Here is a 12,448-nt window from a genome sequence, read left to right on the forward strand (position 1 = left end):
TAGGCGGTGAAACGGCTTCAGTGGTTTTGACGGCGATACAGAATCACCAAACCGAAGCAGGCTGCAGCAATCACCAAACCACCGACGAAGTGCAGCGAGGCGGTTTGCGCCAAGGCCGCTCCGGCATCATTCAAGGCCCAGCCGGCAAACTGGCTGATGAATTGCGGCATCGATTCCGGCGCAATCGAACCGCCGCGCATCTGGTTGCTGGCATCCATCAAGGCGCGACCCGCCCCGTCGAACTGGGCATGCAGCAAGTTCCAGACGATCGGATTGCCATAAAGCTTGTCCAGCACATTGCCGCCGATCACGACCGCAGCAATTACAGCCGGGGTGCCCCAACGCTTCAGCCAAGCGTTTGCCGCCATCAAGACCATGAACAGCGGCGCGAGCCACAGGGTGAACAGCAGCGTGCCGAAAGCCATTCGGGCCAAGCCGGCCGCGCCGGCCACCAACAAAGCCCACCAGGACACATCCATCAGCGCGCCGAAGCCCATTGCCTTGATCACCACGCCAATGGACAGCAGCACGCCCATGGCAGCGCCGATACCGAGGGCCAGCACCAGCACAAAGACCGTATGCATCAAGAGCGTTGCCAAGATGCTCTCGCTGTGGCTGCCCGGCAGAGACATCCAGAACTCGATGGTGCGGTCTTGGGTGTCACGGCGGGCCAAGCCTGAAAGTTGGAACGAAGTGACCAAAAACGTGATGCCGAAGACGGCAATGGTCGAAATGCCGATCACCGCCGCCGCCAGCATCGTCGGCGGTGGCACATGATCATCCAAGTGGAGCGGCCCAAATGGCATGGCAATCAAGATGATCAAAGGGAAGGCTAGCATCACGACCAGCCAACCGAAGTGGTGTTGCATCCATTCACGCTGCAACAGCGTCTTAAATCTTGTCGAAAACATGGTTTCTCTCCTGGCGACTCAAATGGTTGAACGGGATTGCAGCTCGGGCTTGCGAGTCAGCGCCATGAACAAATCAACCAAACTCGGGCGAAAACGTTGGCCGAGTTCCGCCACATGGGCGGGCGGCGCGCCGTCAAACAGCGCGGCGGCGCGGCCTTGCTGGCGGTAGCGCAGCAGCGGGTGGGCGTCAGCCACCGCGTCGGCAGCCGCCGAGTCATGCGAGAGGGCCACGAAGCGCGTGTCCATTTCCTCCAGACTGATGTTCAGCACCAACTTGCCCTCGTCCAACATCATCACGTCGCTGAGCAGGGTTTCGATCTCCTCGACCTGGTGGGTCGAGATCAATACCGTGCGCTCGCCGTCGCACCATTCGTCGATCAGCATCTCGTAAAAACTCTTGCGCGACATCACGTCCAGGCCCAGCGTCGGCTCGTCCAGAATCATCAACTTGGTGTCGATGGCGGCGATCAGCGCCAGATGCAACTGCGTCACCATGCCCTTGGACAGGCTCTTGACCTTGTCACGCGGGCCGACGCTGGTGCGCTGCAAGAGCACCCGAGCGCGTTCGGCCGAAAAGCGCGGCTGCAGGCCGCTCATCAAGGTGATCAGTTCATCCACTCTTGCCCAGCGCGGCAACACCGCCACGTCGGGGATATAGGACATGGACTGCAGCAACTCGTTGCGCTGGTTGCGCGGGTCCAGGCCCAGCACCTTCAGCTCGCCGCTGCCGGCGATCAGTCCGACCATGGCTTTCATCAGCGAGGTCTTGCCGGCGCCGTTGTGGCCCAGCAAGCCGATCACGCGGCCCTTGGGAATGTTGAACGTGATGTTGTCAACGGCGGTCTTGGCTTTGCTGCCCATGCCGTAGCGAATGCTGAAGTCGCGGGCTTCGATCAAATTGCTCATTTCGTCTCCCAAGTCAAGTCGGATGCGCTCAGGCCCAGGCGCTGCAGCTTCTCGCGCAGCAGCGGCCATTCGGTCTGCAAAAACTGTTCGCGCTCGCTTTGCCGCAGGCGTGCCCTGGCACCGCCGCGCACATACATGCCGATGCCGCGGCGGCTTTCCACCAGGCCGTTGTCGACCAGGCTTTGCAGCGCGCGACTGACTGTCAGTGGATTGATCAAATACTGGCTGGCCAGTTTTCGTACCGAAGGCATGGCGTCGCCTTCGGGCGGTTCTCCGTCCAGCAGTTGTACGGCCAAGCGGTCGGCCAGCTGCTGGTAGATGGGGGCGGTGTCGTTCCAGTTGTGCATATCAACGATGACCTGAGGCCTGTGTGTTGCTGATGTATGACACCATAACAAAGGCCCCACCGCTGCCCTAGGCTCAGGCGACAGTCCGCAGAAAACGAGGGATGAAACGGAGCAGTAGGCAGAAAACGGGCTTAGCCGCCCTGCGCTTTGAGCAGCGCGATGCGGTCCTGATCGGCCTTGCGATCCGCCGCCACCTTCAGCGCCGCCGGGCGCTCGCCGATCAGCTTGGCATAGGGTTTCCAATCGATGCCGCCCGCCGCCAGCAGGTCTTCGCCCAGCACCGCCTTGCTGGCCATCGCGATCAAGGGCAGGCTGACCCAAGCGGCGCAGTCGGCCATGGTGAACTGCTCGCCGCCGACATAGGGGGCAAAGCGAGCCAGGCGTTTGAAGCCTGCGATATGGCCGACCAGCAGTTTGTGGACGCGCGCTTTTGTGCCCTCGCTGACCGTGCCGCCGAAGAATGCTTGCCCGTACAGTTCGCGGGCGACCAGTTCCAGATGCAGCTCGATAAAGGCGATCAGCTCGCGCTGCTTGGCCGCCTCGAAGGGGTCGGCCGGCAACAGCGCCGGGCTTGGGTGGGCGGCTTCAAGATAGTCAAGGATGATCTGGCTCTCGCACAGCGAGCCTTGCGCGGTGCGGATGAAAGGCACCTTGCCGAGCGGGCTGCAAGCCAACACGGCCTCGTCGTGCGAGTGCGTCATCACCAACTGCTCCTCGAAGGCGATGCCCTTCTCCAGCATGAAGAATTTGACCTTGTTGTAGTAATTGGAAAGCGAAAATCCGCAAAGTTGAATCATGGCTTGACGTCCTGAAGGCTTATGAAAAGGAGGCTCAGTCTACGGTGAGGACGCCGGCCCTTTTGTCGCCATGGCGCCAGGTCTTGCCCGCAGCGATCAGAGCTTCAGCCAATCGCTGACGCGCGGGTTGAAAAAGCCCGATTGCACATAAGCCTTGCGGATCACGCCTTGCTGGCGCAGTTGCTGCAAGCCGATGTTGAGGGCGGCCTGCAAGCGCTGTCCGTCCGGGTGGGCTTTCGAAATCAGGTAATGCCGGGTCCCTTGCATGCCGATCTTGATGCCGGGTATGGGAGTCAAGCGCACAGCGCCGACCTGCAAACTCAGATCGGACGTAGCCTGAAACGGCGCCAGCAAAAAATCGGCCCGGCCGGCCGCCACCATCTTGGGCATCAACTCCCAGTTGGTGACATGTTGTGCGCGTAGCCCCAAGCGGCCCAAGTTGCGCCAGTCAACCAGCCAAGTCTGATTGGACAGCCCGCTCAAGGCCTGCAGGTCTTTCAAGTTGCCGGCCTTCATCGCCCGCGTGTTGCTCTCCACCGTGTAGAAGCCGGCCTCGAACTCGCCATTGCCTATCACCGCCTGACTCAGTTGGACATGGGTTTCGGCGCCGCTGATGTCTTCGCTCCAATAACTGGTGCTGCTGGACACGACATGTCCTGTACCCAGTTCCCGCAACAAGCGCTCCACCGAGGGCATGTCCTGAAACTCGAGTGGGGCCTGCCAACCGCCCCGGTGCAGCGCTTGATGAAAGAGCGCCACTTCCACCACGTCGCGGCGCGAATAGGGGCCACTGAAGTCGCTGAGTTGCAGGACGTCGCGTTTGTTCAAGAAACGCTGGTAATCGGCCATCACATCGGCCGGCCCGGCCACCAGGGCGGGCGCTGTCGCGAGCGCGTCTGCGCCGGCGAGCCAGCCCGCCGTGGGCAGCGCAGCCAGCGCCCGGCGCAGGCATTGGCGGCGGTTCAATGGGGAGGTGAGTACTTGGGGTGACATGTGATGGGTTCTATTTTGCCTGCCGCTTCGGCCGCTGATTGACCAGAACAAGCCCGATTCCCAGCGCAATCAGCGCCAATATCAGCCGCAGCGTGATGACCTCATTCAACAGCAAGGCGCCGGCGAGCAGGCCAAACATCGGTGTCGCCAAGGTGAAGCTTGCCAGTCTGGTGGCCGGGTAATGCCGCACCATCCAAAACCACAGCAAATAGCTGGCGAAGCTGACGATGACGGTTTGAAATAGGATCAAGCCGCTCAGGCGCAAGGTCCAAACGGCCGGCCAAGCCTCGCCACTCAGGGCCGCCGCCAGGCATAGGCCCAAACCCGATACGCCCAACTGGTAGAACAGCGTCTTTTCGGCGCAGCTTCGGCTCAAGGCGCTGGCACGGATGGTCAGTGTGGTGCCACCCCAGAACAGCGCCGCCAACACGCCCAGCGCGTCACCCATCCATTGCCTTGGGTTGCCGTTGGCTTGGCCGAAGCCCTCCGAGAACGCCCAGGCCACCGCCACAAAAGCCAGCAGTAGGCCGCTCACTTGACGCGCATTCAAGCGTTCCGACGCCGCAATGAAAGGCATGCCCAGCGCCACCACAAAGGGGCTGAGATAGATGAACACCACCATCCGCGAGGCGCTGGTGTATTGCAGGCCGACAAAAACGCAGGCGAACTCCAGACCGAACAACAGCCCGGCCAACAGGCCACCACGCAGACTACCGTCGCGCTCGAACAACTTGATGCCGCGCGCCTGCGCCCAGGCCCAAACCAAGAGCGCCGCGACCAGGGAGCGCAGGCCGGCCTGCCAGAGCGGGCCGATCTCGCTCAGGGCCGCTTTGGCCGCAACCTGATTCAGGCCCCACAAGAGGCAGCACAGCAAGAGGCTGATGACCGCGACGCGGTCGAGATGTGTTTTGCGCAAATCACTCATGGCCGGACTATGCCCGGCGCCGCGCCAGACATAGCAAGCCGAGGGCGCTGAGCGCACCGGCCAGCGCGCCGGTCAAATGTGAAAACGGCACCACGGCGATGTCCCATTCGGCCATTTGGCGCATGGGCGGGCCCAGCGGCTGCTCTTGCCAGAGCTTGACGAGCAAGCCCAGCGTGACGCCGGCGCCGATCAGGCGCTCGCGCCCCTGCCTAGCCAGCAACTCCACCAGCACCACCGCCACGCCGGCATGCAGCACACCCGAGAGACCGCCAAAGTGCAGCAGCGTGGGTTGCAGCAGCAGCGCCAGTTGCGTCAAGGGCCAGGCGATGAACCAGGCCCAGGCACAGCGACTGGGTACGCGCGCGCCCCAGCCGAACCAGGTGACAACGGCGCAGGCCAATAGATTGGCCCATAAATGCTGGCGGCTCCAATGCACAAAAGCAGCGCTCCAGGCGCGCCAGGGTTCGGTGGCCGCCAACTGCGGCTGCCAGTCCAGGCCTATGCTTGGCCAACTCCATGCCAGCAAGGCGGCCACGCCCAAGAAGGCCCCGAAGGCCCCCCAGGCATGGCTCGCCTGGCTCAGACGAAGACCGCCTGCCACAGGGCCAGCACGGCGTTGCGGTGCAAGTCCAGGCCGAGTGCCGCCAAGTCCGCCGCCTCGACTGCGGTGGGTTGCTCATCCAGTCTTGCCTTGTGCTGAGCGCGGCGCAGCTCGCGGTAAGCATTGGCGGCCCGGGCGCCGACGCCGGCCGGTAACAGGCCGGCTGCTTCAGCGCGCTGCAGCAGCGCAATCGCCCCGGCGTTGGCGATCAACTCCGGGTGCGCGCCGGCATGGGCCAAGATCAGGTATTGGAGCGCGAACTCGGCGTCCATCATGCCGCCGGGGCTGTGCTTGACGTCGAATTTGCCGGCCTTGATGGGATGGGCGGCACGCACCTTGTCGCGCATCGCCTGTATCTCCACGCGCAGTGCCGCATGGTCGCGCGGCGCGGTCAAGACATGGCGGCGCACGGCCTCGAAGCGCTCGGCCAAGGCCGGGTCACCGGCGCAAAAGCGCGCCCTTGTGATCGCTTGATGCTCCCAGGTCCAGGCGGTGTTGCTGCCGCGTCCGGTCTGGTATTTCTCGAACGAGGCGAGTGAGGTCACCAGCATGCCGGAGTTGCCGTTGGGGCGCAGCGCGGTGTCGATGTCGAACAACTCGCCGGCCGAGGTGCGCACGGTCAGCCAGGTGATCAGCTTGCGCACAAAGGCGCCGTAGATCTCGGGCACCAGGTCTTTGTCGGCTTCGTCCGCGTCGTCAAACAGGAACACCACATCGAGGTCGCCGCCATAGCCCAGCTCCTTGCCGCCGAGCTTGCCATAGGCGATCACCGCAAAGCGCGGCGTCGGCCGGTGCGCCTGCTTGAGCCGCGCCCAGGTCCAATCAATCGTGCATTGCAAAATCGCATCGGCCAGCGCCGACAACTCATCGCCGGCCTGCTCGACCGTGATCTCGCCCTCGATGTCGCGCACCAGCGTGCGGAACACTTCGGCCTGGTGGGCGCGCCGGAGGGTGTCGAGCAGCGCCTCTTCATGCGCCTCGCCACCGCGCTCCCAGGCCGCGTGGCGATCTTGCAGATCTTTCAAGAAGCCGGCGCCGTCAAAGCGCTCATGCTGCAGGCGGCTATCGGCCAGCTCGTCGATCACGCCGGGGTGCAGCATCAAATAGCGCATCGGCCAGCGCGCCAGGCCCAGCAAGCGCAGCAGCCTTGTCTGCACCGCCGGCCGCTCGACCAGCAAGGCCAGATAGCTTTCGCGCCGCAGCAGGGGCTCGATCCAGTCGACAAAGCGCAGCGCCGCCGCCATGCTGCAAGCTTCGTCACGCACGGCAACCGCGGCCCGCCCGACCAGCTTGGCTAGGCGTAGGCGCGACTCCTCGCGCAGGCTTTGCACGCGCGGCTGTTCGGCCCAGCGCCTGACCGCCGTGGCCAACTCGGCCGGCAATTTGGCCAAGAACTCTTCCGCGTCCACCGGCAAGGCCGGCCCATTGCAACTGCGGCAGCCATTGCTGCTATGGGCCGGCGCATGGCCGTCGTGCAATAGCGCGTCGAACTCATTGGCGACGATTTCGCGCACCTCGCCGAGCCGGTCGAGCAGTTCACAGGCTTCTTTTTGGCAGGTCAGACCCATGCTGCGGGCGATCCATTTCAAGTCCTCATCGCTGCTCGGCAGGCAATGCGTCTGCTGATCATCGAGGAACTGAATGCGGTGCTCGACCCGGCGCAAGAAGACATAGGCGGCGCTGAGCTTTTCGGCCGCGTCGGCCGTCATCAGGCCGCGCTCGGCCAACCGAGCCAGCGCCTTGACGGTCGAGCGGGTGCGGATCTCGGGGAACTGGCCGCCGCGCACCACTTGCAGCAGTTGCACGGTGAACTCGATCTCGCGAATGCCGCCGCGCGAGAGCTTGACATCATTGGCTCGCTCGGGTCGGCCGACGGCGCGTGAGCGTGCTTCGTCACGGATCTTGCGGTGCAATTGCCGCAAGCCCTCAAAGACGCCGTAATCCAGGTAGCGGCGGTAAACAAAAGGTGTCACCAAGGAGCGCAGGCCCAGCGCGCGGCCCATCTGCACCGACTCCAGCGGCGCGACGACGCGGCTCTTGAGCCAGGCAAAGCGCTCCCACTCGCGGCCCTGTACCAGGAAATACTCCTCCAGCATCGCCATGCTGACGGCGGCCGGGCCGGAGTTGCCGTTTGGTCGCAGCGCCAGATCGACCCGGAAGACCTGGCCGTCATCGGTGACCTCGCCGATCAGCGCATAAAGCCGTTTGGCGACCAACGCGAAATATTCATGCGCCGAAATCGAGCCCTTTCCAGCGGCATTGCCCTCGGTTTGCCCATCGTCGTCGTAGACATAGATCAGATCGATGTCGGACGACACATTCAACTCGCGCGCGCCCAGCTTGCCCATGCCGAGCACCCAGAATTCGATTACCTCGCCGGCCTCGTTGCGGGCCGCGCCGCTGAGCAGGTCTTGCTCGGCGCGGGCCTGTTGCAAAGCCAGGCACAGCGTCACCTCGGCCAAGCTGGTCATCGCCTCGGTGATTTCGTCCATCGCGGCGCCGGCTTCGATGTCCAGCACCGCCAGGCGCTCCAACACCAGGTGGCGAGCCACCCGCAGCGCGGCGGCCAGCGGGCGGCCGGCGGCTTGCAATTTGGCAACCAATTGTTCGATGGCGCTCCGGTCCGGCAGGCTCGCCGGCAGCAAACTCAGTTCGGCCGCATAACGGCGCCGAACTCGCTGCACAAATCGGCTGTGTTCGGCCAAAGCGGCGGGTGCAGTCTCGGGGACAATGGGGGAATCAATGGCTGTCATGGCTCGCTATGCTAGGGTGGCAGCACTCAGGGCCATGGTGGCCGGCTTCCAACTACTTGAACTCTGCTTCACGGCTTGCTCCCCTTTTAATGTCAGTAAAGCCATCCCCACTGTCCACGCGCCTGTTTTGGCTCAAACGACCCGGCCGCCTATTGCGCAGTCTGATCGGATGGGCCTTGGCCTTGCTCTTGCTGGCGTGGGGCTTGGTGGTGGTGGCTTGGCTGGTTTTGCACTGGGCAATTCTGCCGCACATCGACGAATGGCGTCCGGCACTGGAGCGCCACGCCTCACATGCTTTAGGGGCTCCGGTACGCATCGGCAGCATCAAGGTCACGTCCGGGGGCTGGATCCCGGCGATCGAGATGCGCGAGGTGCGCTTGCTCGACCCCAGTGGGCGCGAAGCGCTGCGCTTGCCCAAGGTGGCTGCGGCCTTGTCGGCGCGCTCTTTGCTGAGCTTGAATCTGCGATTCGAGCAATTGCTGATCGACGCGCCGCAGGTCGAGGTCAGGCGCGACGCCAAGGGCCGCTTCTTTGTGGCGGGTTTGAGTGTCGACGAAGCGGTGCAGACCGAGTCCACCGGTTTGGCCGAGGAATGGGCCGACTGGCTGCTCGCGCAACATGAGTTCGTGATCCTGAATGGGCGGGTGCGCTGGATCGATGAACGCCGGGCCACGCAGGCACTGGAGTTATCGGAACTGAATTTGGTCTTGCGCAATGGCGTGCGTCGCCATGAGTTGCGCCTGGACGCGACACCGCCACCCGAATGGGGCCAGCGTTTTGGCCTGCAAGGGCGCTTCACTCAGGCACTGTTGGGGCGGCCCAGTGACTTCCAGGGCTGGACCGGGCAGCTCTTTGCCGATTTGCCGCGCGCCGATCTGCGCGAGTTGCGCCGCCATATCGACTTGCCGTTCGAACTGAGCGAGGGCGACGGCGCCTTGCGCGCCTGGATTGAATTCAAACATGGCAGCCCGCATGGGGTGACGGCGGACATGGCCTTGCGCACCGTCAAGCTGCGCCTGACACCGCAAGCCGAGATGCTGGATCTCGAAAAAATTGAGGGGCGTTTGCAGTTCCTGCATGAAGCGCAAACGCTCAGCCTGCAGGCGAGCAAGCTGGGTTTTGTCAGTGGCGACGGCGTGGTCTGGCCGCGTTCGGACTGGAAGCTGGCGCTGCGCCTGCCCAAAGTTGCACCCGGGCAGAGCGAACCCGGTTTGCCCATTGGCGGTGAGTTGTCGGCCGAGCGGCTGGACTTGGCTTTGATGAACCAACTCGCCCAGCGCTTGCCCTTCGAGGCCGAGACCCATGCCTGGTTGGCCGAGATGGCGCCGCAGGGGGTCTTGAGCCGGCTCAGCGCGAGTTGGGATGGGTCGGTGATTGAGCCGCGGCGCTACCAAGTCAAAGGGCGGCTGGAAGGCCTGCGCCTGGGCGGGCGCAAGGAAGGCGCGGAACCGGGGCCCGAGCGCCTGGGTCTGAGCGGGTTGACGCTGCAACTCGATGCCAATGAGCGAGGTGGGCAGGCGCAACTGAACATGGCCGATGGCGCGCTCGAACTGCCCGGCGTGTTCCGCCAAGCGTTGCCGCCGATTCAGCGCATGAGCGCCAAACTGGACTGGCGGATTGAAGCCCGCCCGAAGCTGCCGGCGCAAATCGAGTTGCGTGTCAGCCGCCTGGAGTTGGCCAACCAGGACCTGCGCGGCGAGTTTGATGCGGTCTGGCGCAGTGGCAACCGGGCGGGGCAAAACCGTTTGCCGGGCTGGTTGGAGCTGACCGGGCAATTCGACAAGATCGATGCCGTCAAGATTCGGAATTATTTGCCGCTGGCGGTCGGCGACCATACCCTCGACTATCTGCGCGATGCCATCAGGGGCGGCGAGGCTCGGGCGATCAATGTGCGCTTGCGCGGGGAGTTGGCAAAATTTCCGTTTGATGGAGACAAAGAGCGTGACGGGCAGTTCCGCATCACGACGCAGGCGCGCGACGTCGATCTGCTCTATGTGCCCGGCGCCGAGGGGCGGCCCTCCAATTGGCCGGCGCTGGAGCATGTCAATGCCGAGTTGGTGTTCGATCGCGGCAGCATGCAGATCAAAAATGGTCGGGCCAAGATATTCGCCTACGAGCTAACGGGCATCAAGGGCGGCATCAAGGACTTGTTGCTGAAACACAGGCTTGAGATTGAAGGACAGGGCAGCGGGCCGGGCGCCGATCTCTTGCAGTTTGTGCGGCAGTCGCCGGTCAATGAGGCCAGCGGTGGTTTGTTGGCGGCCGCGACGGCCGGCGGCACGGCGAATCTGCGGCTGAGTCTGAACCTGCCGCTGAATGATTTGGACAAGTCGGTCGTCAAAGGTGCGGTGCAGTTGCTGGGTGGCGACTTACGGTTGCGGCCCGACTTGCCCTTGCAGACCCAGACGCGAGGCAGCGTCGAGTTTGACCGTCAGGGTGTCAAGTTGCAGGGCGTACAAGCGCGTGCCTTGGGTGGTGAGTTGGCGGTTGAGGGCGGCACTCAAGCGGATGGAGGCCTGCGCTTTACCGTGACCGGCGTGGCCACCGCCGAAGCCCTGCGGCGCATGCCCGAGTTGGGCAGCGTCGCGAAGCTGGCGCAAGTGGCCAGCGGCCAGGCGAGCTATCGACTGCAAATCGGGATGCTGCAAGGGCAGGCCGACTTTTCACTGACCAGCAGTCTGCTCGGTTTGGGGTTGGACTTGCCGGCGCCGCTGCACAAGGATGCCGCCACGGCCTTGCCGTTGCGCCTGCAGCTCAAGCCGGATCTGGGTCGTGAGGGCAATCGCGATGAGCTGCGCTTCGAGTTGGGCAATCTGCTGCAAGCGCATTACCAGCGCGATATGTCGGTCACGCCGGGACGGGTTCTGCGCGGCGCCTTGGCAGTGCAAGACAGCTTGCCCGGCCTACCCATCGCCGGCGTGCAACTGCAGGCCAATCTGGATAGGGTCAATTTGGACGCTTGGCACAGTCTGCTGAAGCGGCTCTTTGACCAGCCCGCCGCCCCGGGCAGCGCCCCAGCCAATGGCTTGGTCAATGCCTATGCACCGACCCAGATCGCGCTGCGGGCCAACGAGTTGCGTATGGCGGGCCGTACGCTGACCAAGGTGGTGGCCGGCGTGACACAGGCACCGGCGCCCGCGCTTGGCACCTGGCGTTTCACGATGGACGCGTCGCAGATGGCGGGTTTTGTAGAGTTGCAAGCGGCTCAGCCCGGGCCGGGCGGGCAGGCTGGGCGTGTCTATGCACGGCTGAGCCGCTTGTCGTTGCCGCAGCATGAGGCCGACGGTGTGGGGCAGGTCCTGGACAGCCAGCCCGGTAGCGTGCCCGATCTGGATATCGTGATCGACGATTTCGAGCTGCGCGACAAGCGCCTGGGCCGGCTCGAGATCGAGGCCAGTGCCAGTGGGCCGGCGCATGACTGGCGTTTGAGCAAGTTGCAACTGAAGGCGCCCGATGCGGTGCTGAATGCGACCGGCAAATGGCTGAATGAGGCCGGGCGTGCGCAGCGGCGCACCCAACTGGATTGGAAGCTTGACTTGCTGGACGCCGGGGACATGTTGGAACGCCTCGGCCAGGGGCGGGTTTTGCGCGGCGGGCGTGGCCAAATGGTGGGTCAACTAGGCTGGCAGGGTGAGCCCTTGTCGCCGGACTTTGCCAGCATGAACGGGCAGTTCAAGGTGACGCTGGAGTCGGGGCAGTTCCTCAATGTTGAGCCCGGTGTCGGGCGCTTGATGGGGGTGCTGAGTTTGCAATCCTTGCCTCGCCGTTTCTTGTTTGACTTCCGTGATGTGTTTTCCGAAGGGTTCACCTTTGACGGCGTCACCGGCGATGTGAAGATCGAGCAAGGCGTGGCCCGCAGCAGCAATTTGCGCACGCGCGGTGTGCAGGCTTCCGTCTTGGTCGAGGGCCAAGCCGACTTGGCGGCCGAAACGCAGAATCTGCGCGTGCTGGTGGTGCCCGAATTCAATACCGGCGGCGCTTCGCTGGCCTATATCGCCATCAACCCGGCGATCGGGCTGGGCACATTTTTGGCGCAGCTGATCTTGAGCAAGCCGATCGCGGCCGCCAACACGCGTGAGTTCCGCATCACCGGCAGTTGGGTGGACCCCAAGGTCGAGCGGGTCGAACATCAGAGTGCTCTATTTGACGCGGCGCAGCCGGCGTCGGCGGCATCGTCGGCGGCGCCAGCCGCCAGTGCCCATTGAGGAGTTGCCG

General features: G+C 63.9%; 9 protein-coding genes. 1 reads left to right on the top strand and 8 read right to left on the bottom strand.

The genetic code is table 11. The annotated features are described in order from the left end of the window. Window positions 1–17: 17 nt before the first annotated feature. The 8 genes from LNV07_RS19910 to glnE all read right to left on the bottom strand — a co-directional run bounded on the left by LNV07_RS19910 (window position 18) and on the right by glnE (window position 8,233). Window positions 18–911 carry a hypothetical protein gene (locus LNV07_RS19910; RefSeq protein ID WP_263572926.1) on the bottom strand — a complete coding sequence of 298 codons (894 nt, stop codon included), beginning with the start codon at window positions 909–911 and terminating at the stop codon, window positions 18–20. An 18-nt stretch (window positions 912–929) separates the two neighbouring features. Continuing rightward, entirely contained in the window at window positions 930–1,817 is an 888-nt protein-coding gene (locus LNV07_RS19915; RefSeq protein ID WP_263572927.1) for an ABC transporter ATP-binding protein, read from the bottom strand. Further along, on the bottom strand, window positions 1,814–2,164 hold the full coding sequence (locus LNV07_RS19920; protein ID WP_263572928.1) for a GntR family transcriptional regulator: 351 nt from the start codon (window positions 2,162–2,164) through the stop codon (window positions 1,814–1,816). The genes LNV07_RS19915 and LNV07_RS19920 overlap by 4 nt, the downstream gene beginning before the upstream one ends. 131 nt (window positions 2,165–2,295) lie before the next feature. Then, window positions 2,296–2,961 carry a glutathione S-transferase family protein gene (locus tag LNV07_RS19925; protein ID WP_263572929.1) on the bottom strand — a complete coding sequence of 222 codons (666 nt, stop codon included), beginning with the start codon at window positions 2,959–2,961 and terminating at the stop codon, window positions 2,296–2,298. Between the two features lie 96 nt (window positions 2,962–3,057). Next, window positions 3,058–3,954 carry a hypothetical protein gene (locus LNV07_RS19930; protein WP_263572930.1) on the bottom strand — a complete coding sequence of 299 codons (897 nt, stop codon included), beginning with the start codon at window positions 3,952–3,954 and terminating at the stop codon, window positions 3,058–3,060. A 10-nt stretch (window positions 3,955–3,964) separates the two neighbouring features. After that, window positions 3,965–4,879: a DMT family transporter gene (locus LNV07_RS19935; protein WP_263572931.1), complete on the bottom strand. Its 915-nt coding sequence runs from the start codon at window positions 4,877–4,879 to the stop codon at window positions 3,965–3,967. 7 nt (window positions 4,880–4,886) lie between these two features. Then, window positions 4,887–5,480 (bottom strand): rhombosortase, encoded by a 594-nt coding sequence (gene rrtA / locus LNV07_RS19940; protein ID WP_263572932.1) that lies wholly within the window; start codon window positions 5,478–5,480, stop codon window positions 4,887–4,889. After that, window positions 5,459–8,233: a bifunctional [glutamate--ammonia ligase]-adenylyl-L-tyrosine phosphorylase/[glutamate--ammonia-ligase] adenylyltransferase gene (gene glnE / locus LNV07_RS19945; RefSeq protein WP_263572933.1), complete on the bottom strand. Its 2,775-nt coding sequence runs from the start codon at window positions 8,231–8,233 to the stop codon at window positions 5,459–5,461. Before glnE ends, rrtA begins: the two co-directional genes overlap by 22 nt. 152 nt (window positions 8,234–8,385) lie before the next feature. Here glnE and LNV07_RS19950 point away from each other — a divergent pair, with 152 nt between their 5' ends. Beyond that, on the top strand, window positions 8,386–12,438 hold the full coding sequence (locus LNV07_RS19950) for a YhdP family protein (protein ID WP_263572934.1): 4,053 nt from the start codon (window positions 8,386–8,388) through the stop codon (window positions 12,436–12,438). Window positions 12,439–12,448 lie beyond the last annotated feature (10 nt).

It is taken from the genome of Roseateles oligotrophus (assembly GCF_025717515.1).
Classification (GTDB): Bacteria; Pseudomonadota; Gammaproteobacteria; order Burkholderiales; family Burkholderiaceae_C; genus Paucibacter_A; species Paucibacter_A oligotrophus.

Coding starts and splice junctions, on each gene's coding strand:
- LNV07_RS19910 (WP_263572926.1), bottom strand. CDS start 911: ATGTTTTCGACAAGATTTAAGACGCTGTTGCAGCGTGAATGGATGCAA.
- LNV07_RS19915 (WP_263572927.1), bottom strand. CDS start 1,817: ATGAGCAATTTGATCGAAGCCCGCGACTTCAGCATTCGCTACGGCATG.
- LNV07_RS19920 (WP_263572928.1), bottom strand. CDS start 2,164: ATGCACAACTGGAACGACACCGCCCCCATCTACCAGCAGCTGGCCGAC.
- LNV07_RS19925 (WP_263572929.1), bottom strand. CDS start 2,961: ATGATTCAACTTTGCGGATTTTCGCTTTCCAATTACTACAACAAGGTC.
- LNV07_RS19930 (WP_263572930.1), bottom strand. CDS start 3,954: ATGTCACCCCAAGTACTCACCTCCCCATTGAACCGCCGCCAATGCCTG.
- LNV07_RS19935 (WP_263572931.1), bottom strand. CDS start 4,879: ATGAGTGATTTGCGCAAAACACATCTCGACCGCGTCGCGGTCATCAGC.
- glnE (WP_263572933.1), bottom strand. CDS start 8,233: ATGACAGCCATTGATTCCCCCATTGTCCCCGAGACTGCACCCGCCGCT.